This window comes from Bombilactobacillus sp. ESL1094, assembly GCF_058107425.1.
Window position 1 is genome coordinate 563,364 of the sequence record NZ_JBYLUM010000001.1, and the last position, 24,846, is coordinate 588,209.

24 protein-coding genes and 7 tRNA genes are annotated in these 24,846 nt (G+C 39.4%); 3 read left to right on the forward strand and 28 right to left on the reverse strand.

The genetic code is table 11. The annotated features are described in order from the left end of the window. Positions 1–7 precede the first annotated feature (7 nt). The 13 genes from rplX to rpsJ are packed head-to-tail and all read right to left on the reverse strand — an operon-like array spanning position 8 to position 5,853. A complete protein-coding gene (gene rplX, locus AC3B5S_RS02990; protein ID WP_489757151.1) occupies positions 8–271 on the reverse strand; it encodes a 50S ribosomal protein L24 in 264 nt (87 codons plus the stop codon). A gap of 31 nt (positions 272–302) precedes the next feature. Next, entirely contained in the window at positions 303–671 is a 369-nt protein-coding gene (gene rplN / locus AC3B5S_RS02995; protein WP_489755276.1) for a 50S ribosomal protein L14, read from the reverse strand. A 39-nt stretch (positions 672–710) separates the two neighbouring features. Then, on the reverse strand, positions 711–986 hold the full coding sequence (rpsQ, locus tag AC3B5S_RS03000; protein WP_489757150.1) for a 30S ribosomal protein S17: 276 nt from the start codon (positions 984–986) through the stop codon (positions 711–713). A gap of 16 nt (positions 987–1,002) precedes the next feature. After that, positions 1,003–1,200 (reverse strand): 50S ribosomal protein L29, encoded by a 198-nt coding sequence (rpmC, locus tag AC3B5S_RS03005; RefSeq protein WP_249514631.1) that lies wholly within the window; start codon positions 1,198–1,200, stop codon positions 1,003–1,005. Beyond that, entirely contained in the window at positions 1,190–1,624 is a 435-nt protein-coding gene (rplP, locus tag AC3B5S_RS03010; protein WP_489757149.1) for a 50S ribosomal protein L16, read from the reverse strand. The genes rpmC and rplP overlap by 11 nt, the downstream gene beginning before the upstream one ends. A gap of 3 nt (positions 1,625–1,627) precedes the next feature. Beyond that, on the reverse strand, positions 1,628–2,311 hold the full coding sequence (rpsC, locus tag AC3B5S_RS03015) for a 30S ribosomal protein S3 (RefSeq protein WP_489757148.1): 684 nt from the start codon (positions 2,309–2,311) through the stop codon (positions 1,628–1,630). 20 nt (positions 2,312–2,331) lie between these two features. Next, entirely contained in the window at positions 2,332–2,685 is a 354-nt protein-coding gene (gene rplV, locus AC3B5S_RS03020) for a 50S ribosomal protein L22 (RefSeq protein WP_489757147.1), read from the reverse strand. Positions 2,686–2,702: 17 nt separating this feature from the next. Beyond that, positions 2,703–2,981: a 30S ribosomal protein S19 gene (rpsS, locus tag AC3B5S_RS03025; RefSeq protein WP_489755271.1), complete on the reverse strand. Its 279-nt coding sequence runs from the start codon at positions 2,979–2,981 to the stop codon at positions 2,703–2,705. Between the two features lie 38 nt (positions 2,982–3,019). Next, a complete protein-coding gene (rplB, locus tag AC3B5S_RS03030) occupies positions 3,020–3,859 on the reverse strand; it encodes a 50S ribosomal protein L2 (RefSeq protein ID WP_489757146.1) in 840 nt (279 codons plus the stop codon). Positions 3,860–3,876: 17 nt separating this feature from the next. Then, positions 3,877–4,164, reverse strand: coding sequence for a 50S ribosomal protein L23 (rplW, locus tag AC3B5S_RS03035; RefSeq protein ID WP_489757145.1), 288 nt, complete (start codon positions 4,162–4,164; stop codon positions 3,877–3,879). After that, a complete protein-coding gene (gene rplD / locus AC3B5S_RS03040; protein WP_489757144.1) occupies positions 4,164–4,787 on the reverse strand; it encodes a 50S ribosomal protein L4 in 624 nt (207 codons plus the stop codon). Before rplD ends, rplW begins: the two co-directional genes overlap by 1 nt. A gap of 26 nt (positions 4,788–4,813) precedes the next feature. Beyond that, positions 4,814–5,503, reverse strand: coding sequence for a 50S ribosomal protein L3 (gene rplC, locus AC3B5S_RS03045; RefSeq protein ID WP_489757143.1), 690 nt, complete (start codon positions 5,501–5,503; stop codon positions 4,814–4,816). Between the two features lie 41 nt (positions 5,504–5,544). Further along, the gene (gene rpsJ, locus AC3B5S_RS03050; protein WP_489757142.1) at positions 5,545–5,853 is read right to left on the reverse strand and encodes a 30S ribosomal protein S10; all 309 of its coding nucleotides are present in this window, start codon (positions 5,851–5,853) and stop codon (positions 5,545–5,547) included. Between the two features lie 264 nt (positions 5,854–6,117). Between rpsJ and AC3B5S_RS03055 the strand changes: the two genes are divergently transcribed. Further along, positions 6,118–6,672 carry a cysteine hydrolase family protein gene (locus AC3B5S_RS03055; protein WP_489757141.1) on the forward strand — a complete coding sequence of 185 codons (555 nt, stop codon included), beginning with the start codon at positions 6,118–6,120 and terminating at the stop codon, positions 6,670–6,672. Positions 6,673–6,738: 66 nt separating this feature from the next. Here the strand turns inward: AC3B5S_RS03055 and fusA are convergent, their stop codons facing one another. From fusA to rpsL, 3 genes are read right to left on the reverse strand one after another with little or no spacing between them, the layout of a single operon-like run. Then, positions 6,739–8,832 carry an elongation factor G gene (fusA, locus tag AC3B5S_RS03060; protein ID WP_489757140.1) on the reverse strand — a complete coding sequence of 698 codons (2,094 nt, stop codon included), beginning with the start codon at positions 8,830–8,832 and terminating at the stop codon, positions 6,739–6,741. Between the two features lie 35 nt (positions 8,833–8,867). Next, positions 8,868–9,338: a 30S ribosomal protein S7 gene (gene rpsG, locus AC3B5S_RS03065; RefSeq protein ID WP_489757139.1), complete on the reverse strand. Its 471-nt coding sequence runs from the start codon at positions 9,336–9,338 to the stop codon at positions 8,868–8,870. A gap of 40 nt (positions 9,339–9,378) precedes the next feature. After that, positions 9,379–9,792: a 30S ribosomal protein S12 gene (gene rpsL / locus AC3B5S_RS03070; RefSeq protein ID WP_489755262.1), complete on the reverse strand. Its 414-nt coding sequence runs from the start codon at positions 9,790–9,792 to the stop codon at positions 9,379–9,381. A 299-nt stretch (positions 9,793–10,091) separates the two neighbouring features. On the opposite strand from rpsL, the gene AC3B5S_RS03075 reads away from it, so the two are divergent. Continuing rightward, positions 10,092–10,769, forward strand: coding sequence for a prepilin peptidase (locus tag AC3B5S_RS03075; protein WP_489774760.1), 678 nt, complete (start codon positions 10,092–10,094; stop codon positions 10,767–10,769). Here the strand turns inward: AC3B5S_RS03075 and msrA are convergent. Then, a complete protein-coding gene (gene msrA / locus AC3B5S_RS03080) occupies positions 10,761–11,279 on the reverse strand; it encodes a peptide-methionine (S)-S-oxide reductase MsrA (protein ID WP_489757137.1) in 519 nt (172 codons plus the stop codon). The two genes, AC3B5S_RS03075 and msrA, sit on opposite strands and share 9 nt — an antisense overlap. Before the next feature lie 143 nt (positions 11,280–11,422). On the opposite strand from msrA, the gene AC3B5S_RS03085 reads away from it, so the two are divergent. Next, positions 11,423–12,205 (forward strand): TraX family protein, encoded by a 783-nt coding sequence (locus AC3B5S_RS03085; protein WP_489774759.1) that lies wholly within the window; start codon positions 11,423–11,425, stop codon positions 12,203–12,205. A gap of 71 nt (positions 12,206–12,276) precedes the next feature. On the opposite strand, the gene rpoC is transcribed toward AC3B5S_RS03085, so the two are convergent. From rpoC to lysS, 11 genes are all read right to left on the reverse strand, one after another. Next, positions 12,277–15,918 (reverse strand): DNA-directed RNA polymerase subunit beta', encoded by a 3,642-nt coding sequence (rpoC, locus tag AC3B5S_RS03090; RefSeq protein ID WP_489774758.1) that lies wholly within the window; start codon positions 15,916–15,918, stop codon positions 12,277–12,279. Between the two features lie 14 nt (positions 15,919–15,932). Further along, positions 15,933–19,604, reverse strand: coding sequence for a DNA-directed RNA polymerase subunit beta (rpoB, locus tag AC3B5S_RS03095; RefSeq protein WP_489790053.1), 3,672 nt, complete (start codon positions 19,602–19,604; stop codon positions 15,933–15,935). Between the two features lie 221 nt (positions 19,605–19,825). Next, positions 19,826–22,291 carry an ATP-dependent Clp protease ATP-binding subunit gene (locus AC3B5S_RS03100; protein WP_489790054.1) on the reverse strand — a complete coding sequence of 822 codons (2,466 nt, stop codon included), beginning with the start codon at positions 22,289–22,291 and terminating at the stop codon, positions 19,826–19,828. 357 nt (positions 22,292–22,648) lie between these two features. Then, positions 22,649–22,722 (reverse strand) — tRNA-Pro (locus tag AC3B5S_RS03105). Between the two features lie 3 nt (positions 22,723–22,725). After that, a tRNA-Pro gene (locus AC3B5S_RS03110) sits at positions 22,726–22,799 on the reverse strand. 8 nt (positions 22,800–22,807) lie between these two features. Further along, positions 22,808–22,879: transfer RNA gene (locus AC3B5S_RS03115), tRNA-Gly, on the reverse strand. A 36-nt stretch (positions 22,880–22,915) separates the two neighbouring features. Next, a tRNA-Arg gene (locus AC3B5S_RS03120) sits at positions 22,916–22,989 on the reverse strand. Positions 22,990–22,998: 9 nt separating this feature from the next. Then, positions 22,999–23,084, reverse strand: a tRNA-Leu gene (locus AC3B5S_RS03125). 14 nt (positions 23,085–23,098) lie between these two features. Then, positions 23,099–23,170, reverse strand: a tRNA-Gly gene (locus AC3B5S_RS03130). 26 nt (positions 23,171–23,196) lie between these two features. Further along, positions 23,197–23,269, reverse strand: a tRNA-Lys gene (locus AC3B5S_RS03135). 79 nt (positions 23,270–23,348) lie between these two features. Continuing rightward, on the reverse strand, positions 23,349–24,839 hold the full coding sequence (gene lysS / locus AC3B5S_RS03140; protein WP_489757132.1) for a lysine--tRNA ligase: 1,491 nt from the start codon (positions 24,837–24,839) through the stop codon (positions 23,349–23,351). Positions 24,840–24,846 lie beyond the last annotated feature (7 nt).

Below are 24,846 nucleotides of genomic sequence, written 5' to 3' on the forward strand. Positions count from 1 at the left end.
TCCTTAATTATTTATCTTTCTTTTTGTCGGACTTTTTAGCAGGTTCTTGAGCTGCTGTCACAACTTTAACATTTGATGCATCAAGCGGAGCTTCAACGTCTTTGATTCCACCGTTAGGTTCTGTTTGAGATGGTTTTTGATGTTTCTTTACCATATTGATTCCCTTAACAGTTACCTTATTGGTCTTAGGAAAAGCCTTAATGACTGTACCAGTCTTACCTTTATCTTTTCCCGCAATGACTTTGACATTATCGCCGGTTTTTACAAACACTGGTCAAGCACCTCCTTATGAATTCCAGATTTTACAAAACTTCGGGAGCTAATGAAACGATCTTCATAAAGTTGTTATCACGTAACTCACGTGCAACTGGTCCAAAAATACGAGTTCCCTTAGGGGTCTTATCAGCGTTAATAATAACAGCAGCATTTTCATCAAAACTGATGTAAGAACCGTCTGGACGATGAGAACTAGATACTGTTCGAACAATAACAGCCTTCACTACGTCACCTTTTTTGACAACGCCACCTGGTGTTGCTTGTTTAACAGTTGCAACAATGACGTCACCAACACCGGCAACTTTGCGACCAGAGCCGCCTAACACTTTAATAGTTAACAATTCACGTGCACCAGAGTTATCAGCAACACGTAACCGCGTTTCTTGTTGAATCAAATTAGGATCCTCCTCTCATGGACTTATCTCAATATCAAATTAAATTTTAACAGCTTTTTCTACAACGTTTAATAAACGGAAACGTTTCAACCGTGACAAGGGACGAGTTTCCATGATACGAACAACGTCGCCAACTTTTGCTTCATTATTGTCGTCTTGGGCATAGAATTTCTTAGAATATCTAAATCGTTTGCCATAGACTGGGTGAGTTTTGTAAGTTTCCACAACGACAGTAATTGTTTTATCCATTTTATCAGAAACTACACGTCCTTGATAAACTTTACGATGGTTACGAGAATTTTCTGTTTCGCTCAATTAATTCCACTCCTTCCTACTTGTCTTCTAATTCTTGTTGACGTAACACTGTCTTAATCCGTGCAATATTTTTACGCACTTGCTTAAGACGTGCTGTGTTTTCTAATTGACCAGTTGCTTGTTGAAAATGCAAATTAAATAGTTCTTCTTTATATTGCTTTTCTTTATCATGCATTTGCGCAGTGGTTAATTGTCTAATTTCACTAGTTTTCATCAGATTCGCCACCTACTTCCTCACGCTTAACAAACTTAGTTTTAATTGGGAGTTTGTTAGATGCAAGCCGCAAAGCTTCACGAGCAACTTCTTCGGAAACACCACCGATTTCAAACATGATCTTTTCACGTTTTACTACTGCTACCCAGCCAGCCGGTGCACCTTTACCAGATCCCATCCGGACACCAACACCTTTTGCAGTGTATGATTTATGAGGGAAGATCTTAATCCAAACTTTACCGCCACGTTTCATGTAACGAGTCATCGCAATACGGGCTGCTTCAATTTGACGGTTAGTAATCCAATGTGATTCTAAGGCTTGTAAGCCATATTCACCAAAAGTTACCTCACGACCGCCTTTAGCAGCACCACGCATTTTACCACGAAATTCACGACGGTGTTTTACACGCTTAGGTACTAACATCGATTAGTTTCCTCCTTTCGCTCCATTATGATCAGTACGATTATTCGTTCTTGGCTTATCTGGTAAAATTTCGCCACGATAAATCCAAGTTTTAACACCCAAATTACCATAGGTGGTTGATGCTTCAACCCAAGCATAATCAATATCAGCTCGTAAAGTATGCAAAGGAACAGTTCCTTCTGTATGCCATTCTGTCCGTGACATATCAGCACCATTTAACCGACCAGAAATTTGAGTTTTGATACCTTTAGCACCAGCACGACGAGTCCGTTGTGTAGCTTGGCGTTGTGCCCGACGAAAAGCAATACGTGCTTCCAATTGGCGAGCAATACTTTCACCAACTAATTTGGCATCCAAATCAGGCTTTTTGATTTCCACAATGTTAATGTGAATATTTTTGCCTGTTAAAGCATTTAATTCTTTACGAAGTTTTTCAACTTCGGATCCACCTTTACCAATAACCATACCTGGTTTTGCAGTATGAATGGAAACATTGATTTTCTTTGCTGCACGTTCAATTTCAATACGTGAAACTGAAGCACTAGCTAACTTCTTTTCAATAAACTTACGAATTTTTAAATCTTCAAGCAAGTATTTAGAAAAGTCTTTTTTATCAGCATACCATCTTGAATCCCAGTCACGGATAACACCAACACGGAATCCAATTGGATTAATCTTTTGACCCACGTTTTTTCCTCCTTATTGGATTATTCGACTTCAGAAACAACAACCGTGATATGGCTAGTCCGCTTGTTAATTGGAGATGCGGAACCTTTAGCCCGTGGACGGAATCGTTTCAAAGTTGGTCCTTCATTTACATAAGCTTCACTAACAACTAAGTTTTGAGCATCCAAATCATAGTTATGTTCAGCATTAGCAATTGCGGATTTTAATACTTTAGCCACAATTGGTGAACCTGCACGTGGAGTGAATTGTAAAATTGCCAAAGCTTCAGCAGCACTTTTACCTTTAATCAACTCTACAACCAAGCGCGCTTTTCTTGGAGCGATGCGAACTGTTTTAGCGGTTGCCGTTGCAGTAGTAATTTGTTCTTCTGCCATCGTATAACCTCTCCTTTCTATGCGCCAGTTTTCTTGTCATCTTTGCTATGACCATGGAATGTCCGTGTTGGTACGAATTCACCAAGCTTATGACCAACCATGTCTTCAGAAATATAAACTGGGACGTGCTTTCTTCCATTGTAAACAGCGATTGTATATCCTACAAAACTAGGAAAAATAGTAGAACGACGTGACCAAGTCTTAATAACAGACTTCTTTTCTTGATCTGCTTGAGCTTCAACTTTTTTTAACAAGTGAGCATCCGCAAATGGTCCTTTTTTTAAACTACGGCTCATTAGACAACCTCCCTTAACGTTATCGTGATCAAACTAAATTATTTTCTCTTATTCTTACGGTGACGTACAATAAACTTCTCAGATTGTGCACGTTTAGAACGTGTCTTCTTACCAAGAGTTTTCTTACCCCAAGGAGAAAGAGGAGATGGATGTCCAACGGGAGCCTTACCTTCACCACCACCATGAGGGTGATCGTTAGGGTTCATAACAGAACCACGAACTGTTGGGCGAATACCCATCCAACGTTTACGACCGGCTTTACCGATATTAATCAATTCGTGTTGTTCATTACCAACAGCCCCGATTGTTGCCCGACATGCAGAAAGGATCATCCGCACTTCACCAGAAGCTAAACGAATTAAGGTATATTTACCATCACGACCCAAAACTTGAGCTGAAGTTCCTGCAGAACGAACTAATTGTCCACCCTTACCAGGCTTTAATTCAATGTTATGAATAACTGTACCAACTGGGATGTTAGCTAATGGTAGTGCATTACCAACTTTGATATCAGCTTGTGCACCAGATTGTAACTTTTGACCAACTTCCAAACCTTTAGGTGCCAAAATATAGGATTTAACACCATCATCATAATGTAATAAAGCAATGTTGGCAGAACGATTTGGATCGTATTCAATAGCCTTAACAGTTGCTGTTACATCATCTTTGGTCCGTTTAAAGTCAATAATACGGTACTTTTGCTTATGACCACCGCCACGATGACGAACGGTAATTTGACCGTATGAGTTACGACCAGCAGTATGACTTTGAGATTCTAATAAAGTCTTTTCTGGCTTCGTCTTCGTGATTTCAGCAAAATCAGAGCCAGTCATGTTCCGGCGACCATTAGTTGTCGGTTTGTATTTAATAATACCCATGCTCATTACCTCCTATTTTACTTGTTTTCAAAAATTTTAATTTCTTTAGAATCAGCAGTCAACTTAACAATGGCTTTCCGCCGACGATTAGTTTTACCAAGATAACGACCAACGCGTTTCTTCTTGGGTTTTACATTCATAATGTTCACTTGAGCAACTTTTACATCAAAGATTTCTTCAATGGCTTGACGTACTTGAATTTTGTTAGCAGTAACTGCAACATCAAAAACGTACTTTTTGTCGTCCATATCAGCCATGGAAGATTCTGTAATTACAGGACGTAAAATGATATCTTGTGCTGCCATTATCCAAGTGCCTCCTCAATTGTTGATAAAGCTGATTGCGTCACAACAATTTGGTTGTTATTTAAAACATCCAAAACGTTAATTCCATCAGCCTTGATTACTTTAACTTTATCAATGTTACGTGCAGATAAGATCGCATTTTCATTGTCAGATTCAACAATCACTAATGTCCGACCTTGAGCATTTAATTGATCTAAAGTTTTCTTAAATTCTTTGGTACTTGGTTTAGTAAAGTTCAAAGAATCCACAACGATCATTTCTTGGTCAGCAACCTTTTGTGAAAGTGCCGACTTAATTGCCAAACGTGCAACTTTACGTGGCAACTTATAAGCATATGATCTTGGTGTTGGTCCAAAGACAACACCACCACCACGCCATTGTGGGGAACGGATAGAGCCTTGACGAGCACGGCCTGTTCCTTTTTGACGCCAAGGTTTACGACCACCACCACGAACTGCAGAACGGTTCTTGACGGCATGATTTCCTTGACGTAATGATGCTTGTTGCATGATAACAGCATCAGCTAAAACATGATTATTAGGTTCAATACCAAAGACTTCATCTTTAATATCTGTAGAACCATTTTTAGAGCCTGTTTGTTTAAAGACATCAATTTGTGCCATTAATAGTTTCCTCCTTTCCTTTCCAATTATTCTTCGTTAGAAGTAGCTTCTTCATCAGAAATCAAAGCACCAATATTCTTTTGGCCTTTAATTCCCTTAATAGTTGATTGAATCTTAACTAATGATTTATTAGCACCAGGAACGTTACCTTTGATCATTAATAAGTTATTCTCAACATCTACTTTGGCAATTACCAAATTTTGTGTTGTAACTTGGTTACCGCCCATCCGTCCAGGTAACATCTTACCCTTAAAGACGCGATTAATGATTGAACCCATTGAACCAGGGATTCGGTGATACCGAGAACCGTGGGTTTCTGGTCCACGTGATTGACCAAAACGTTTGATATTTCCTTGGAAACCATGTCCCTTAGTAATACCAGTAACATCAATCACATCGCCACTAACAAATGTGTCAACTTTAACTTCATCGCCAACTTTGTAATCATCCAAATTTACATCGCGAAATTCACGGATATAATGCTTGGGAGTTGTGTTGGCTTTTTTAGCATGGCCTTGTTGCGGTTTGTTACTTAAAATTTCACGCCGGTCTTCTAAGCCTAATTGAACAGCTTCATAACCATCATTTTCATTGGTCTTAAGTTGCATAACAACATTCGGTGTTGCTTGAATAACTGTTACTGGAATTAATTCGCCTTTATCAGTAAAAAGCTGAGTCATTCCGACTTTTTTACCAAGAATTCCTTTTCTGGTCATGATTACACCTCCATTAATTGATTTATTTTTTAAAGATAAAATTATAATTTAATTTCGATATAGACACCACTTGGAAGATCAAGCTTCATTAAAGAATCAACTGTCTTCGGTGATGGGTTAACAATATCGATTAAGCGCTTGTGTGTGCGCATTTCGAATTGTTCACGTGAGTCTTTAAACTTATGTGGTGAACGAATAACCGTATATACTGTACGTTCTGTTGGTAAAGGAATTGGGCCAGAAATTTGTGCACCAGTTCTCTTTGCGGTTTCAACAATCTTATCAGCTGATTGATCGATAATCCGATGTTCATAAGCTTTAAGACGAATACGAATCTTTTGACTTGCCATGGATTTCCCTCCTTTTTGTATCTTTCAGACACCGGCTCTGTGAAAATTACCGATAGCCCGGCCGTGGCAAAGCGTCCGGGCGTGTCGCAACCTCTCACATCAATGCCGTAGCCACCAATCCAAGTTTTAAGCATAATTATCCCTTGAATCAGCACTCTTACTATATTACACTGATGAATGCCTAATTTCAAGGATTTAGTTGCATTTTATTAGCTATATTTGAAATTGATTATGCTAAAATCAAGAGGAAAGGAAGTAAGCAAAATGTCTAACGAAGCACTATTAATTATTGACTATACAAATGACTTTGTGGCTGATCAAGGCGCGCTAACTGCGGGCAAACCAGCTCAGCAATTGGAATCAGCTATTGTTGATTTAGCTAATCAATTTCTAGATGAGAAGAAGTGGGTTATTTTACCAACCGATCTCCATCAAAAAAATGATCCCTATCATCCTGAAACGAAACTATTTCCCCCACATAATTTAGCGAATACCTGGGGGCGCGAATTTTATGGACAATTACAAACTTGGTACAAACAAAACCAAACTAACTCCTTAGTTTATAATTTTGCTAAGAATCGTTATTCCGCTTTTGCTAATACTAATTTAGATAATTTTTTACGGGAGCGGAAAATTGATACGCTTCATTTAACTGGTGTCTGCACCGATATCTGTGTTTTACACACAGCTATGGATGCTTATAACCGGGATTATCAACTCGTGATCCATGAAAATGGCGTAGCCACTTTTAATCCACAAGGACAGACTTGGGCCCTAGATCATTTTAAAAACAGTTTAGGCGCCACTATTGTTTCATAAGTTAATCATTTCTTTACTGAACACAAAAAAAGCTGGGAAAATTCCCAGCTTTTTTTGATTCAGCAATTAACCAGCGTTACCGCCATTTTTCTTAATAATATCTTCTTGAATACTCTTTGGAGTCTTTTCATAATGATCAAAAGTCATCGTGAAAGTACCACGTCCTTGAGTTGCAGAACGCAAAGTAGTAGCATAACCAAACATTTCAGATAATGGCACAAATGCATTAATCAATTGCGCATTACCACGTTCTTCCATACCTTCGATCCGACCACGACGAGCTGTAACTTGTCCCATAACATCACCTAAGTAATCTTCTGGAGTTACAATTTCAACTTTCATGATTGGTTCCAAGATTACGGCACCAGCATTCTTCACTGCATTATGCAAGGCCATTGAAGCAGCAACTTTAAAGGCAGCTTCAGAAGAATCGACTTCATGGTAAGAACCATCGTATAACTTAGCTTTAATATCAATCAAAGGATAACCAGCTAAGACACCATTAGCCATTGAATCTTTCAAACCATCTTCAACTGATGGAATGTATTCACGTGGAACAACCCCACCAACAATAGCATCTTCAAATTCAAAGCCTTTGCCTTCTTCATTTGGTGTAAATTCAATCCAGACATCACCGTATTGACCTTTACCACCAGACTGACGAACAAACTTACCTTCAGCAGAGGCTTGTTTCGTGAAGGTTTCACGATAGGCAACTTGCGGTTCACCAACTTGAGCATCAACCTTGAATTCACGCCGCATCCGATCAACCATGATATCCAAGTGCAATTCACCCATACCAGCGATTAAAGTTTCACCAGTTTCCGGATTCGTTTCAGCACGGAAAGTTGGATCTTCTTCAGCTAATTTTTGAATAGCAACATCTAATTTATCACGGTCTTCTTTAGACTTCGGTTCAATAGAAACTTGGATCACAGGATCAGGAATTTCCATTGATTCCAAAATCAAAGGATGATCAGGATCAGTCAAAGAATCACCAGTTGTCGTATTCTTCAAGCCAATTGCGGCAGCAATATCGCCAGAGAACACTTCTGGAATTTCCATTCGGTGATTAGAATGCATCTGTAATAAACGACCAACACGTTCCCGCTTATCTTTGGTAGCATTCAAGACATAAGAACCAGCTTCCAAAGTACCAGTATAAACCCGCAAGTAAGTTAAACGACCAACAAATGGGTCCGTAGCAATCTTGAAAGCTAAACCAGCAAATGGCTTAGTATCATCAGCTACTAATTCAACATCATCACCAGTTTCTGGATCTTTGGCATTATATGGACGAACATCCAATGGTGATGGCAAATAATCAACCACGGCATCCATCAACATTTGCACACCTTTATTCTTAAAGGCAGAACCAGCTAAAACAGGGAACAATTCCAAGTCAATAGTAGCTTTACGAATAGCTGTCCGAATTTCATCATTACTGATTTCAGCACCGTCAAGGTATTTCTCCATGATTTCATCATCAACATCAGCTAATTCTTCAATCATTTGTGCCCGACGCTTTTCAGCTTCTTCTTTATATTCATCAGGAACATCAATGGTATCCCATTTAGAACCTAATTCATCTTCGTCATAAAGATCAGCTTTCATTTCGATTAAGTCAATAACACCTTCAAAAGCATCCTCGGCCCCAATTGGCATTTGAATTGCTAATGGTTTAGCATCCAAACGATCTTTGATCGTTTGAACAGAATAATCGAAATCGGCTCCTAATTTATCCATTTTGTTAACAAAAACGATTCTAGGAACATGGTAAGTGGTAGCTTGACGCCAAACATTTTCTGTTTGTGGTTCAACACCAGATTGACCATCCAAAACTGTAATTGCACCATCTAACACACGTAAAGAACGTTCAACTTCAATCGTGAAGTCCACGTGTCCTGGGGTATCGATAATGTTAATCCGATGATCCTTCCATTGAGCAGTTGTCGCAGCTGAAGTAATAGTAATACCACGTTCCTGTTCTTGTTCCATCCAGTCCATTTGGGAAGCTCCATCATGAGTTTCACCAATTTTATGAATTTTACCAGTGTAATAAAGGATCCGTTCTGTTGTTGTTGTTTTACCGGCATCAATATGTGCCATGATCCCGATATTACGTGTTTTCTCTAAAGGAAATTCACGTTTATTAGCCATAAGACTAGTACTCCTCTCAATAAATCGGTTTTAAATTACCAACGATAATGTGCAAAAGCCCGGTTGGCATCAGCCATCTTATGAGTATCTTCACGTCTTTTGACAGCTGCACCAGTATTGTTAGCAGCATCCATAATTTCTTGAGCTAAACGTTCATCCATTGTGTGTTCACCACGTAAACGTGCGTAGCTAACAATCCAACGTAAGCCTAAAGTTGTCCGCCGTTCTGGACGTACTTCGATCGGAACTTGATAGTTAGAACCACCAATCCGGCGAGCTTTAACTTCCAAAACTGGCATAACATTTTTCATTGCTTCGTTAAAAACTTCAACTGGATCGTTACCAGTTTTATCTTTAATAATATCAAATGCATCATACAAAATAGTTGAAGCTTTACCACGTTTACCATCGATCATTAAGTGATTAATTAAACGAGTAACAAGCTTTGAATTATAAATTGGATCTGGCAAAACATCGCGCTTTGCAACTGTACCTTTTCTTGGCATTGGAAATCCTCCTAAATAGATCTCTTAGAATTTTGATTGCTTATTTTTTAGGCTTCTTTGCGCCATACTTGGAACGGCCTTGCATCCGACCATCAACACCAGCAGTATCTAACGCACCACGAACAATATGGTAACGAACACCAGGTAAATCTTTCACACGGCCGCCACGAATCAAAACAACACTATGTTCCTGCAAATTATGACCAATTCCTGGAATATAAGCAGTAACTTCGATTAAGTTTGATAAACGAACACGAGCATATTTACGTAAAGCAGAGTTTGGTTTCTTTGGTGTCATAGTACCGACACGAGTTGCAACTCCCCGTTTTTGTGGAGCAGGATTATCAGTAGCAATTTTCTTCATACTGTTATAGCCGAAGTTCAAAGCTGGAGAATCAGACTTTGAAGTTCTTGATTTACGACCTTTACGTACCAATTGGTTAATTGTTGGCATTAAAAGTTCCTCCTTAAAATTTTAAGTACACACATCCAGGTGGTTCTTTTTTGATTAAATAAAAAGACCACACGTGTGGTTTACTAAGCTAATTATGGCACACTAAACCTCTAAAAAGCACAACTATCATGGTAGCATTGAATCAACTTAATGTCAAATTAAATTCCACGCCAATTGCTAACGACCGTCAAAAAATTAATCTCTCTACGATCTTAACATTTACACTCTGGTATCCAATTTTTTTACACTTTATTCAAAAAAATCACCGCAATTTACGTAGTGTGAATTGAGGTGAAAATATGATTATTTTTAAATTATGCTTGAGTATCTGTCTGGCATCTTTCTGTGGCTTAGTTGCCTTACGTTTACCATTAGGATATTCCATTGTCCGCGGACGTTCCCGTTGTGACGTCTGTGCCAAACCACTGAAGTGGTATCATGAAATTCCTATTATCAGCTACCTATTACTACGTGGTCGTTGTGCCTATTGCCACCGCAGAATCTATCCGGGCATTTTTTGGATTGAAGTAATTGGACTAGTTATTGGGCTAGAGGCTAGCTTGCAACATACTGTCAATTCTTATTTATTAATCTTAGTTGGCTTAACTATCGCTCTAAGTGCCATGACCGATTACATCTTTTTGAGTATTTGGCCAGTAACTTTAGTTCCTGCTTATCTCGCTTGCATTATCTTCAACTTCCCCAACTGGCACCAATTGATTTTCATTGGACTTTTTAGTTTATTTATAATTGGTTTTTATTTCTGTTGTCGTCCACGCTTCGGTTTAGGCGATTGCGAAATACTGATTTTAATGAGCCTTTTAACTCCTAATCAGATAACATTACAAATCGTCCTCATTGCATGCGGATTAGCATTAATTGGATTTTTGATTTTATATCATAAACAACATCGTCGAGTTTTAATGCCCTTTATTCCGTTTATTCTCATAGCTTTCATTTTACGCTTTTTATTTTGACCAATGCTCCTTTAAAAACTGTTCTCGCCCACCAGCTTCTTCTAATTGATAACGTGCAGGATTTTTTTTATAAAAAGCTTGATGATAGTCTTCCGCCGGATAAAAAGTTTGTGCCGGTTCAATTTTGGTCACAATTGGTCGATCAAAATGGCCACTTTGAATCAAACTTTGTTTTGAGGCTTCAGCAATCTTTCGTTGTTGTTCATCTTTCACAAAAATAACCGGTCGATAGTTGTCTCCGCGGTCTTGAAATTGACCCATTGCATCTGTAGGATCCGTTTGCTGCCAGTAAATATTAACTAAATCTTGATAAGAAATAATTGCTGGATCAAATACAATTTTGACTGCTTCAGTATGACCAGTTTGGTGACTGGCCACTTGTTCATACGTCGGATTGGGGACGTGACCACCAGTATAACCAGAAATGACTTGTTTAATGCCCGGCATTGTATCAAATGGTTTAACCATGCACCAAAAACAACCGCCCGCAAAAATTGCAGTTTCTTCCATAATTGAAAACCTCCTTTTTATTATTAACTAAGAATAGCACGATTTTAACTAAGATTGGCATAATTGAATTAATGGACAGTTGCAATTGTATAACCCAAAAGTTATAATTCTTATTCGATGTTAAATATAGCAGGAGGATTCCCATGAATCTCAAACTAACTAATTTTAAAAAAGGGTTAACCACTTTTGATTTAAAAATTTTAGGTATTATTCTCATGGTCGTTGACCACATTCATCAAATGTTTTTGCCATTTGGCGCTCCCAATTGGTTAGACTGGTTTGGTCGCCCCGTAGCGACGATTTTCTTTTTTACTTGTGTTATTGGTTTTAGTTACACACATAGCAAAAAGAATTATATGTGGCGCTTATATTTCAGTATGGTCTGTATGTCCCTATTAACCTTTGGTGTAGAACACTGGGTTAAATATGACAAAGTCGTTTTATCAAATAACATTTTTCGAGACTTATTCATCGGTACTATTTTTATGTTAGCTATTGATTATTTTCAAAAGGCGCGCCAACAACAACGTGGCAAAAATATTATTATTGGTCTCTTATTATTTAGCTTACCTTTTGTTGCTTCATTATTAATTTTACCGTTAACTAAAGCTCCTGTACCATTAATGGTCATTGGTACTAGTCTCTTACCAGCTTTGTTATTAGCCGAAAATAATTTTATGGTTTTGCTGATTCCTTTACTTTATCTTTTTAAAGACAATCGCAAAATCCAATGTCTCATTATTGCTTTAGTCGCCCTGATTTACGCTTTATTACGAATGGATCAATGGTTGATGGTTCTGGCGATTATTCCTATTCTATTTTATAACAATCAAAAAGGGCCCGGAATGAAGTACTTCTTTTATATTTTCTATCCAGCGCATATTATTATTTTATATTTAATTTCAGCTTTCATTTATATGCACTAGTTCCATGAACTTGGCAAATTAACGCCAGCAAAAAAACCTTACGAAAAATTTCGTAAGGTTTTTTCTTTACATTAATCACGATTCATTTCAGCTTCAATATCGGATAAGTTAGTATGATCAGTGGTATCGCCTAACACTGCGCCCACCTTTTGTGGTTGCATGTGCCGATACTTAGCCATACCGGTACCAGCTGGAATAATCTTACCAATCATGACATTTTCTTTTAAGCCGACCAATGGATCGCTCTTACCACGAATCGAGGCATCAGTTAGAACTCTCGTAGTTTCCTGGAAGGAAGCGGCTGACAAGAAACTATTGGTTTCTAATGAAGCTTTGGTAATTCCTAATAAGACTGGCGAACCAGTTGCTGGCAATTTACCCTTAATTAAAGCATCGGTATTCGTGTCAGTAAAGTCACCAATATCTAATAAGGAACCCGGTAAGACTTCAGTATCTCCAGGATCTAAGACCCGGATCTTACGTAGCATCTTACGGACCATAACTTCAATATGCTTATCACTGATATCAACACCTTGCATCCGATAAACTTTTTGCACTTCAGATAGCAAATAGTTTTCGGTAGTTTGGACATCAGTAACTTTAATTAATTGCTTAGGATCAATTGAACCAGAAGTTAATTTATCACCCCGCTGAATCACATCGCCTTCACTCACAGCAACACTCGCTGTGTAAGGAACACTGTAGGTGCGGTTATCAATTTTACCTTCAACAGTGATTTCACGAGTATGTTCTGCAGGATTTTCATCAATAGCAGTAACTGTCCCATCAACTTCAGAAATATAAGCTAGACCTTTAGGATTCCGGGCTTCAAAAATTTCTTCAACCCGCGGCAATCCTTGCGTAATATCTTCGCCACCAGCAACACCACCGGTATGGAAGTTTCTCATGGTTAACTGGGTACCGGGTTCACCGATGGATTGTGCAGCAACAACCCCGACAGCTTCACCAACTTCAACTTCTTCACCAGTTGCCAAGTTGCGACCGTAACATTTTTGGCAAACACCATGCAATGTGTTGCAGGTGAAAGCAGAACGAATCGTTACTTTGGTTACACCAGCATCCAAAACTAACTTGGTTAATTCTTCATCCAATAAAACGTTACGTCCAACTAATTCTTCACCAGTTGCGGGATCTAAAATTTCCTTTTGCGTGTAACGACCTAATAAACGATCGGCCAAAGGTTCAATAATTTCATTACCTTCAGTAATGGCCGAGACCTCTAAGCCCCGATCAGTACCACAATCTTCTTCTCTGACAATCACGTCTTGGGCAACATCAACCAAACGTCTAGTCAAGTAACCAGAGTTAGCCGTCTTCAAAGCCGTATCAGTCATACCCTTCCGGGCACCGTGAGTGGACATAAACATTTCCAAAACAGATAAGCCTTCACGGAAGTTCGAAGTAACAGGAACTTCCATCATTCCGCCGTTAGGAGCGGCCATTAAGCCCCGCATTCCTGCTAACTGCGTAAAGTTAGAAATATTACCCCGGGCTCCAGAATCAGACATCATGGAAATTGGGTTCTTCGGATCAAAACTATCAACCAATTGTTGTTGAATCTCGTCTTTAGCATCATTCCAAATGCTAATAACCCGATTATGCCGTTCTTCATCAGTAATTAAACCACGCCGGAATTGCTTAGCTACAGTAGCTACTTGTTTATGTGCTTCATTAACAATATCTTGCTTATCAGACAATTGTGGTACGTCAGAAACCCCAACGGTTAAACCAGATAAAGTACAGATCGTATAACCCAATTCTTTCATATCATCTAGCAATTCGGAAGTGCGTTGAACTTTATAAATCTTAAAGACTTGTGCAATGATATCACTTAAATAACCTTTTTTAAATGGATCAATTAACGGCATATCCGTTAAGCGTTGGTGAATATCTTCACCTTCATTTAAGAAGTATTGATCAGCAACGCCATCAGTTAAGTTAGCCGCAGTTGGTTCATTAATATATGGCATTCCTTCTGGTAAAATCCGATTAAAAATCACTTTACCAACACTAGTTATCATAATCCGATCTTTTTGATCTTCTTTGAAGGCAAAATTAGTCAAAGACTTAGTTGACAAACCAATTCTTGTATGCCAATGAACGACCCCATTTTGAAAGGCCATCTCCACTTCGTCCATGTCTTTAAAGATCATGCCTTCGCCTTCACGACCACGTTCTTCTAGCGTTAGATAATAGTTACCCAACACAACGTCCTGTGAAGGAGTAACGATTGGTTTACCATCTTTCGGAGCTAAAATATGGTGAGCAGCTAACATTAACATCCGCGCTTCTGCTTGTGCTTCATCAGATAAAGGAACGTGAACAGCCATCTGATCGCCATCAAAATCGGCATTATAAGCTTCACAAGCCAATGGATGCAATCGAATGGACTTACCATCAACTAAGACGGGCTCAAAAGCTTGAATACCTAACCGGTGTAAAGTTGGTGCCCGGTTTAACAACACTGGACGTTCTTTAATCACATCTTCGAGGACGTCCCAAACCACATCATCTTGCCGTTCAATTTTGCGTTTAGCATTTTTAATATTGGAAGCTAATTCCCGTTCAACCAATTCGTGCATGACAAATGGCTTAAATAATTCCAAGGCCATTTCCCGTGGCAAACCACATTGATAAAACTTCAACGTTGGTCCAACATCAATAACCGAACGCCCAGAATAATCAACACGTTTACCTAATAAGTTTTGACGGAAACGTCCCTGCTTACCTTTAAGCATATGCGATAAGGATTTTAATGGTCGATTTCCTGGGCCGGTTACTGGACGACCCCGTCGGCCGTTATCAATCAAAGCATCGACTGCTTCTTGTAACATCCGTTTTTCATTTTGCACAATGATATTTGGCGCATTTAAATCTAATAACCGCTTCAAACGATTATTACGATTAATGACCCGCCGATATAAATCGTTCAAATCAGATGTGGCAAAACGCCCACCTTCTAATTGCACCATTGGCCGTAAATCTGGCGGAATAACTGGGATACAGTCCATAACCATCCATTCGGGACGATTACCGGAATCCCGAAAAGCATTTAAAATATCTAAGCGCCGAATTGCCCGCGTCCGCTTTTGACCAGTAGCAGTTTTTAAGAGTTCTTTCAAACCGGCAACTTCTTTATCTAAATCTACGGCCTGTAATAACTCTTTAATACCCTCGGCACCCATTTTGGCATCGAAAGCTTTACCATACTGCTCCCGTTTTTTACGATACTCAGTTTCGGTTAATAATTGCTTATCTTCCAGATCAGTATCACCGGACTTGATAACAACATATGCGGCAAAATAAATAATTTCTTCCAATGCTCTAGGACTCATATCTAACACTAAGCCCATCCGACTCGGAATTCCTTTAAAATACCAAATATGCGTTACAGGAGCTGCTAATTCAATATGCCCCATCCGTTCACGACGAACTTTTGAGCGCGTTACTTCCACACCACAGCGGTCGCAAACAATTCCTTTATAACGGATGCGCTTATATTTACCACAAGCACATTCCCAATCCTTGGTGGGTCCAAAAATTCGTTCATCGAACAAACCATCACGTTCTGGTTTTAAAGTCCGATAATTGATAGTTTCTGGCTTCTTAACTTCGCCGTAAGACCAACTTCTAATCTTATCTGGTGAAGCCAGACCAATTTGCATACTTTCAAACTTATTGACGTCTATCAATTGGCAACCTCCTATTATTTATCAGTTGTATCGCCATCATCCGCGTTTAAACTATTAATTTTATCCATTAAATTATCTAAATTAGGTTGTAATTGTGCTTCTTGTTCTTTATTCTTATCAGCCATTTCTTGCAGTTTCTTTTGTTCCTGCTCTTGTGCTAATTTGGATAAAGCATCAACACTCTTAGACGTAGTATCTTCATCCATATCACGTAAACCAATTTCTTGATGTTCATGATCTAGAATCTTCATATCTAAGCCCAATGATTCCAATTCTTTAATTAAAACTCTGAAGGATTCTGGAACCCCAGGTTTAGGAATTGTCTCACCTTTAACAATAGCTTCATAGGTGTTGACCCGACCAGTTACATCGTCAGACTTATAAGTCAAAATTTCTTGTAAGGTATAAGCTGCACCATAAGCTTCTAAGGCCCAAACTTCCATTTCACCAAAACGCTGACCACCAAATTGTGCTTTACCACCTAATGGCTGTTGCGTAACTAATGAGTAAGGTCCAATGGAACGCGCATGGATTTTATCATCAACCATATGCGCTAATTTCATATAATACATAACCCCGACAGCTACCCGGTTATGGAAGGGTTCACCTGTCCGGCCATCGTACAAAATAGTCTTAGCGTCAGAAGCCATATTAGCTTCTTTAACAGCTTCCCACAAATCATCATCACTGGCCCCATCAAATACAGGAGTAGCCACGTGAATACCTAAATTCCGAGCAGCCATACCTAAGTGTAATTCCAAAACCTGCCCAATATTCATACGGGAAGGAACACCCATAGGATTTAACAAAATATCAATTGGGGTACCATCTGGCATATATGGCATATCTTCTTCAGGAACCACAATGGAAACTGTTCCTTTGTTACCATGACGTCCGGCCATCTTATCACCCACTTGAATCTTCCGCTTTTGAGCAATATAAACCCGAACCATCGTATTAACACCAGGGCTTAATTCATCGCCGGCTTCGCGAGTAAAGACTTTCACGTCTTGCACAATTCCACCGCCACCATGAGGCACCCGTAAGGAAGTATCACGTACTTCACGAGCTTTTTCACCAAAAATGGCGTGCAGTAAACGTTCTTCAGCTGATAATTCAGTCATACCTTTTGGTGTCACCTTACCAACTAAGATATCACCATCACGAACTTCGGCTCCAATCCGGACAATTCCAGTTTCATCCAAATCTTTTAACGCATCTTCACCAACATTTGGAATTTCGCGTGTAATTTCCTCTGGTCCTAATTTGGTATCCCGAGATTCTGATTCATATTCTTCAATATGAATTGAGGTATAAACGTCATCTTTGACCAAACGTTCAGATAAAACAACCGCATCTTCGTAGTTGTACATGTTCCAAGTCATAAAAGCAATTAGTGGATTTTGACCTAAAGCCAATTCCCCCTCTTGCATTGCTGGACCATCGGCAATAATTTCACTCTTATCAACATGGTTGCCCTTTTCCACAATTGGCCGTTGATTGTAACATTTACCCGCATTAGAACGCCGATATTTCATCAAATGATAGGTGTCAATAACATCTTCATTGTCACGTTTAACCTTGACAATTTTAGCATCAACATATTGCACTACTCCGGCATGATGGGCTAATAAAGCTGTTCCCGAGTCATGGGCAGCGACATATTCCATACTGGTTCCCACCAATGGAGAATGTGGCTTTAATAATGGAACCGCCTGCCGTTGCATGTTAGCACCCATCAACGCCCGGTTGGAGTCATCGTTTTCCAAGAATGGAATACAAGAAGTCGCTACCGACACAACTTGACGCGGTGAAACATCCATATAATCGACTTTATCGGCGGTCGTTTCAATATTATCATCTTTATGCCGGGCCAAAATCCGTTCTTCAGCAAATGAACCATCATCATTCAAAGGCGTGTTAGCCTGGGCCACCACATAGTTATCTTCTTCATCGGCAGTCAAATAGTCAATCTTATCAGTAACTTTATGCGTATCCCAAGAAACACGACGGTAAGGAGTTTCAATAAAACCATACTTATTAACAACCCCATAAGTGGCCAAGTTATTGATCAAGCCAATGTTCGGTCCTTCAGGTGTTTCAATCGGACACATCCGTCCATAATGCGTATAGTGCACGTCCCGAACGGCATATCCAGCTCGATCACGAGTTAAACCACCAGGTCCTAAAGCTGATAAACGTCTCTTATGCGTCAATTCACCCAAAGGATTGTTTTGATCCATGAACTGGGACAATTGTGAAGAACCAAAGAATTCCTTAATAGCTGCTACCACAGGCCGAATATTAATCAATTGCTGCGGCGTTACAGTTGCTGTGTCTTGAATGGACATCCGTTCCCGAACAACCCGTTCCATCCGGGATAAACCTAAACGAAATTGGTTTTGCAACAATTCACCAACAGACCGAATCCGCCGGTTACCCAAGTGGTCAATATCATCAGTGGTGCCAATGCCCTCTTGTAAATTCAAGAAGTAATTAATTTCAGCTAAAATATCAGCTGGGGTAATATGCTTGATTTTTTCATCAATATTACCATTGCCAATGATATTGACAATCCGATCTTCATCAGTTTGTGAATAGACTTTAATAATCTGTAATTTAACTGGATCGCCCAAAATTCCTTCATCAGCTGGTTGGAAAGTAACCGCCTTAAAGTCAGGATTTTTGAGATATGGAGCTAATTTGCTCATCGCTTCCCGGTCAATTTTGGTATCTTTAGCTAAGATAACTTCACCAGTTTCTGGATCGGCTAAAGTTTCGGCGAGTGTTAAACCTAACAAACGTGTTTTTAAATTTAATTTTTTGTTTACCTTATAACGTCCCACTGGCGCTGTATCGTAACGCTTTGGATCAAAGAAGCGCGCGTACAATAAGGACCGTGAACTTTCAGCAGTCTTAGGTTCACCAGGGCGTAACCGTTCATAAATATCTTTTAGAGCTTCGGCAACCCGCGAATCACTGGTATCCTTGTGGACATCTTTTTCTAAAGATAAGTTCAAGGAATCACTGTTACTGCCAAAAATTTCCGTAATTTCTTGATCAGAACCAAAACCAATGGCCCGAATCAATTCAGTAATCGGTAATTTTCGTGTTCGATCAATTCGAACATAACTAATATTTTTCGCATCGTTATCGAATTCTAACCAAGCTCCCCGATTGGGAATCACCGTTGTGCCATAAATCATGCGACCGTTTTTGTCAGCTTCGGCAGTGTAATAAACGCCCGGTGAACGTACTAATTGGGAAACAATTACCCGTTCGGCACCATTAATGATAAAAGTTCCTTGCTCAGTCATTAAGGGAAAATCACCAAAGAAAACATCTTGGGTCTTGATTTCGCCTGTGTCATGATTAGTCAAACGCAAAGTAACGTGTAGTGGTGCAGAATAGTTGGCATCATGATCACGTGCTTCTTCAACCGTATATTTAGGCTTTAATAGTTTATAACCAACATAATCCAAAGATAATGTTCCTGCAAAATCATTAATTGGCATAATATCTTGGAACATTTCTTTTAAACCTTCATCCAAGAACCAATTATAAGAATTAGTTTGAATGTCAATTAAATTTGGTAATGGTAAAACTTCCTTAATCCGCGCATAACTCCGCCGCGTCCGGTGTTTTCCATAATTGACATTGTGGTAACGTACTGTGTCTTGCGTCAAACTATTCACCCTTTCAAATCAAATAAATTACCAGTCAAATATTACAATTTCATTACAAATTAGCATTTAACAATTCGAAAGCAAAAAAAAACCAAAAATAGTTCAAACTATTTTTGCTTTTTTATAATTCCGGCTCGGACAAGATTTCGAGGGAATACGCCCACTGCACCACGCTAATTAATTATAATTAGGATAAAACAAATTCACCTAAGTGTCAAGTTCTAGACTTGAACTTTTTGAGCATGACGAATGTTAAATGATAACTGACCCTTAGCTACCCCTACCGACAAACGATCACCTGCAACTAATTGCCGCGACAATAATAAATCACTAATTTGATCTTCGACTTGGCTTTGAATCGTCCGGCGTAACGGCCTTGCACCCATTTGGGGATTGAAGCCTTTCTCCACTAACCAATTTAAAGCTCGCGTTGTAATCGTCAATTTGATTTGCCGTTGTGTCAAACGCTGAACTAAATCTTTCGTCAAAATCTTGACCACTGCTTGTAAATCAGTTTTAGTCAACTCATGGAAAATCAAGATTTCATCAATTCGATTTAAAAATTCAGGCCGGAAAAACTCCTTGGTTGCCGCTAAAATATGATTCTTCATGGTCTGATAATCGTGAGCTGTCGTTTGGTTAAAGCCCACATTATGTTCTTCATTGAGGCTATCAACGCCTAAATTAGAAGTCATAATAATGATCGTATTGCGAAAATCAACTCTGCGACCCTTAGAGTCTGTCAAAAAACCATCATCCAAAACTTGGAGTAATAAATTAAACACATCACGATGAGCTTTTTCAATCTCATCTAATAAAATCACAGAATAGGGATGATTGCGAACTTGTTCAGTTAGTTGTCCGCCTTCATCGTAGCCCACATAACCAGGAGCTGCTCCTACTAAGCGTGAAGTACTAAATTTTTCCATATACTCAGACATATCAATACGAATAATTTCGTCTTCGCTGCCAAAAACACTTTGTGCTAAAGCTTTGGCTAGCTCAGTTTTCCCAACGCCAGTAGGTCCTAAAAACATGAAAGAACCAATGGGGCGTTTCGGATCTTTTAAGCCACTACGCGCACGACGAATAGCTTTGGCAATGGCTGTCACAGCTTCATCCTGACCAACAATCCGTTGATGTAATTCATCTTCTAAATGTAGTAATTGTTTGGATTCTTGTTGAGTAATCTTCGTTACCGGAACATTCGTCCATTGCGAAATGATTGTTGCAATATCATCACTAGTTACTTGAGATTGATCATCTGTTGGCTGTGCGCTGCTTTGTTCACTTTCGGCAAGTTCTTGTTGCAGTTTTAATTCCTGCTTCCGTAAAACTGCCGCTTTTTCAAAATCTTGTTGGGCAATAGCCTGATCTTTTTGCATCCCCACATTACTCAACTCTTGCTCCAGGGCCTGCCATTTTTGCGGTTGTTGCTGTGCAGACTGATTAATGTGCACCCGCGCAGCGGCCTCATCAACTAAATCAATCGCTTTATCGGGCAAGAAACGATCTGTCAAATAACGTTTGGATAAATCAACTGCAGCCTGTAAAGCCGCATCGGTAATTTTTAAATGGTGATGTTGTTCATATTCTGGGCGCAAGCCTTTCAAAATCTCATAAGTTTGTTCGGTAGTTGGTTCTTCCACCACAATCTTCGCAAATCGACGAGCAAAAGCCGCATCTTTTTCAATATATTTTTGGTATTCATCTAAAGTAGTGGCACCAATCATTTGGAGCTCACCGCGTGATAGTGGTGGCTTTAAGATGTTCGAGGCATCAATGGCCCCTTCAGCTCCGCCTGCACCGATTAAAGTATGCAACTCATCAACAAATAAAATAACATTTTGATCTTGGTTGATTTCATTAATTATCTTTTTCAGACGATCTTCAAATTCACCACGATACTTGGTGCCAGCTACTAGTGAACCCATATCCAACATCATTACCCGTTTATTGAGTAACTCTAACGGAACCTCTTGCTTAACAATTTTTTGAGCAAGACCTTCAACAATTGCCGTTTTACCGACTCCTGGTTCACCAATTAAAACTGGATTATTCTTGGTGCGACGGCTTAAAATCTGGATCATTCGTTCAATTTCTTTGTCTCGACCAATGACCGGATCTAAGTGTTTTTGTTTGGCTGAAATAGTTAAGTCACGGGCTAAAGAATCCAGTGTTGGTGTCGCACTTTGTGAACCATTCATACTCTTTTTTTGGTTAGCCCGATCAACTCGTTCAGAAATGCCCATATTTTTTAATAATAAGCGCTTGGTCTTAACAATACTTAAGCCCAAACTAGTTAAAATCCGTGAAGATAAAATTGTCTGATCATGTAATAAAGCCAATAAAAGATGGCCGGTTCCAACTTGATTAGCACCTAACAATTTGGCTTGTTGACTAGCTTGTTCTAGAACTTGCCCCGTTCTAGGTGAATACGGTAGATAGAGCTGATCTTGGCGCTCATCCGTATTATCGCCATAGCCTGTGAGGGCTTCAATTTCGTCTTTAATATCCTCAGAAGTGACTGTCATTTCAGTAATTGTTTGAGCTGCAACTCCAGAACCCTGTTCTACTAAACCATAGAGTAAATGTTCTGTACCTACAGCTTGATGACGAAAAGCCATTGCGATCTTTTGTGCCAAACTTAGAGCAGTTTTGGCACTATCAGTAAATAATTCGCTCATAACAATCTCTCTTTCTTTTACTTCAATTGAATATTCTTAAAACATTACGTTGTTTGACTATTTTACCGCAGATTAACAAGAGTACCAATGAAAAGTCATCGTAATGAATTAAATTATTAATTTTAGTTTATCGTCAAACACTCATTTGAACAATGATTAAGAATTAGAACCAAAAGCTCCAAACTATTGAAAGTGTGGCTTTTGCCCATAGCAACTCTTGTTCAGTAACATAACATCTTAAAAGCATATAGGTTTAAACAGCATTAATTACGTGACCTCCCTTACTGAACTTTTCAATATACAAAAAGATACGATAAATAATATCGTATCTTCAACCATCATATGTAACTGGACTTATCGGGAAAACAAGATTCGAACTTGCGACCCCTACGTCCCTAACGTAGTGCTCTACCAAGCTGAGCTATTTCCCGAAATCGGGAAAACAAGATTCGAACTTGCGACCTCTACGTCCCGAACGTAGCGCTCTACCAAGCTGAGCTATTTCCCGATGAAAAAAGCGGAAGACGGGATTCGAACCCGCGACCCCCACCATGGCAAGGTGATGTTCTACCACTGAACTACTTCCGCAATCAAATTCACAAATATAAATGTACAATCGTACAATGCACCCAGTAGGAGTCGAACCTACAACCTTCTGATTCGTAGTCAGACACTCTATCCAATTGCGCTATGGGTGCTCATTATAATGCCGAGGACCGGAATCGAACCGGTACGGTAATCACTTACCGCAGGATTTTAAGTCCTGTGCGTCTGCCAGTTCCGCCACCCCGGCGTGATTATAATGAAAGCGGAAGACGGGATTCGAACCCGCGACCCCCACCATGGCAAGGTGATGTTCTACCACTGAACTACTTCCGCAATTAAAACTATCTTCAACGATAGTATGAGTCGCGTGGGGCTCGGACCCACGACCCACGGCTTAAAAGGCCGTTGCTCTACCAACTGAGCTAGCGACTCAATACAATCATCAGCTAACCCAACGACTGTATTAGTATAACAATTTTAATTTCAAAATGCAACTCTCTCAAACAAAAATTTACTTATTTTGTTCACCTGGCCGTAATGTTGGGAATAAAATGACATCACGAATGGATGGCGCATCGGTTAACAACATGACCAAACGGTCAATTCCAATGCCTAAACCACCAGTTGGTGGCATCCCATATTCCAAAGCTTCCACGAAATCTTCATCAATTGGTTCAGCTTCATCATTACCAGCTTCACGTTCTTTCGCCTGAGCTTCAAAGCGTTCCCGTTGATCAATTGGATCATTTAATTCAGTAAAGGCATTGGCATATTCATTACCTAAGATAAACAATTCAAAGCGATCAACAAAACGGGGATCGCGTTCACTCTTTTTAGCTAACGGTGAAATTTCAATTGGATGACCATAGATAAAAGTTGGTTCAGTAATGGTTTCTTCAACAAATTCTTCAAAGAAAGCATTAATAATATGACCAACTTGCCAATAATCTTCGTAATGAACCTGATGTTCATCTGCAAGCTTGCGAGCTTGTTCAATGGACATTTCGGGCCAAAAATCAACTCCGGTCCGTTCCTTAATGGCATCAACCATATGTTGGCGTTTGAACGGCTTACTTAAGTCAACAGCATGACCTTGATAAGTCACTTGCTGGGTACCTAAAGCTTTTTTGGCGGCATAGCGAAAAATACCTTCAGTTTCGTCCATCACATCTTCAAAGTTAAAGTAAGCAGCATAACTTTCTAATTCAGTAAACTCAGGATTATGCTTGGTATCAATCCCTTCGTTTCGAAAGACTCGACCAATTTCGTAAACCCGTTCCATGCCACCAACAATCAAACGTTTTAGTGGTAGTTCCAAGGCAATACGCATATACAAATCAATATCCAAGGCATTATGGTGTGTTAAAAATGGTCGTGCCGACGCGCCACCGGCTTGACTATGCAAAACGGGCGTTTCCACTTCTAAGAAGCCATTTTGGTCCAAATATTCTCTAATTGCTGAAATAATTTTGGTCCGCTTCACAAAACGATCGAAACTTTCTTGGTTGGTAATCAAATCCAAGTACCGTTGCCGATAAATTTGTTCCACGTTGGTTAAACCGTGATACTTATCCGGCAATGGTCTTAAGGCCTTCGTTAATAAAGTAACATGATCAGCCCGCACAGTTAATTCACCCATGTCGGTCTTCATCACCGTTCCTTCAATGCCAAACAAATCCCCTAAGTCCGCTTTTTTAAAAATCTGATAATTTTCTTCACCGACAACATCTTTACGCACATAAAGTTGAATCTTACCCGTCCGATCTTTTAAATCAGCAAAACCAACTTTACCTTTGCCACGTTTGGTCATCATCCGACCAGCAACTTGCACTTTAACTGGCTCAATTGCATCTTTATCTAAAGCATCATATTGCTCATGCAATTCTTGGGCAGTTGCTGTTGGTTGATAACGATGACCAAACGGGTCAATCCCAGCATCACGTAAGTCTTGCATCTTTTGTCGCCGAACACGTAATTGATCATTCATTTCATTTTCTGCCATATTACTA

Excerpts from the sequence above, each read along its gene's own strand:
- rpmC (WP_249514631.1), bottom strand. The coding sequence starts at position 1,200 with ATGAAAACTAGTGAAATTAGACAATTAACCACTGCGCAAATGCATGAT.
- rplP (WP_489757149.1), bottom strand. The coding sequence starts at position 1,624 with ATGTTAGTACCTAAGCGTGTAAAACACCGTCGTGAATTTCGTGGTAAA.
- rplV (WP_489757147.1), bottom strand. The coding sequence starts at position 2,685 with ATGGCAGAAGAACAAATTACTACTGCAACGGCAACCGCTAAAACAGTT.
- rpsS (WP_489755271.1), bottom strand. The coding sequence starts at position 2,981 with ATGAGCCGTAGTTTAAAAAAAGGACCATTTGCGGATGCTCACTTGTTA.
- rplB (WP_489757146.1), bottom strand. The coding sequence starts at position 3,859 with ATGGGTATTATTAAATACAAACCGACAACTAATGGTCGCCGGAACATG.
- rplW (WP_489757145.1), bottom strand. The coding sequence starts at position 4,164 with ATGGCAGCACAAGATATCATTTTACGTCCTGTAATTACAGAATCTTCC.
- rplD (WP_489757144.1), bottom strand. The coding sequence starts at position 4,787 with ATGGCACAAATTGATGTCTTTAAACAAACAGGCTCTAAAAATGGTTCT.
- rplC (WP_489757143.1), bottom strand. The coding sequence starts at position 5,503 with ATGACCAGAAAAGGAATTCTTGGTAAAAAAGTCGGAATGACTCAGCTT.
- rpsJ (WP_489757142.1), bottom strand. The coding sequence starts at position 5,853 with ATGGCAAGTCAAAAGATTCGTATTCGTCTTAAAGCTTATGAACATCGG.
- AC3B5S_RS03055 (WP_489757141.1), top strand. The coding sequence starts at position 6,118 with ATGTCTAACGAAGCACTATTAATTATTGACTATACAAATGACTTTGTG.
- fusA (WP_489757140.1), bottom strand. The coding sequence starts at position 8,832 with ATGGCTAATAAACGTGAATTTCCTTTAGAGAAAACACGTAATATCGGG.
- rpsG (WP_489757139.1), bottom strand. The coding sequence starts at position 9,338 with ATGCCAAGAAAAGGTACAGTTGCAAAGCGCGATGTTTTGCCAGATCCA.
- rpsL (WP_489755262.1), bottom strand. The coding sequence starts at position 9,792 with ATGCCAACAATTAACCAATTGGTACGTAAAGGTCGTAAATCAAGAACT.
- AC3B5S_RS03075 (WP_489774760.1), top strand. The coding sequence starts at position 10,092 with ATGATTATTTTTAAATTATGCTTGAGTATCTGTCTGGCATCTTTCTGT.
- msrA (WP_489757137.1), bottom strand. The coding sequence starts at position 11,279 with ATGGAAGAAACTGCAATTTTTGCGGGCGGTTGTTTTTGGTGCATGGTT.
- AC3B5S_RS03085 (WP_489774759.1), top strand. The coding sequence starts at position 11,423 with ATGAATCTCAAACTAACTAATTTTAAAAAAGGGTTAACCACTTTTGAT.
- AC3B5S_RS03100 (WP_489790054.1), bottom strand. The coding sequence starts at position 22,291 with ATGAGCGAATTATTTACTGATAGTGCCAAAACTGCTCTAAGTTTGGCA.
- lysS (WP_489757132.1), bottom strand. The coding sequence starts at position 24,839 with ATGGCAGAAAATGAAATGAATGATCAATTACGTGTTCGGCGACAAAAG.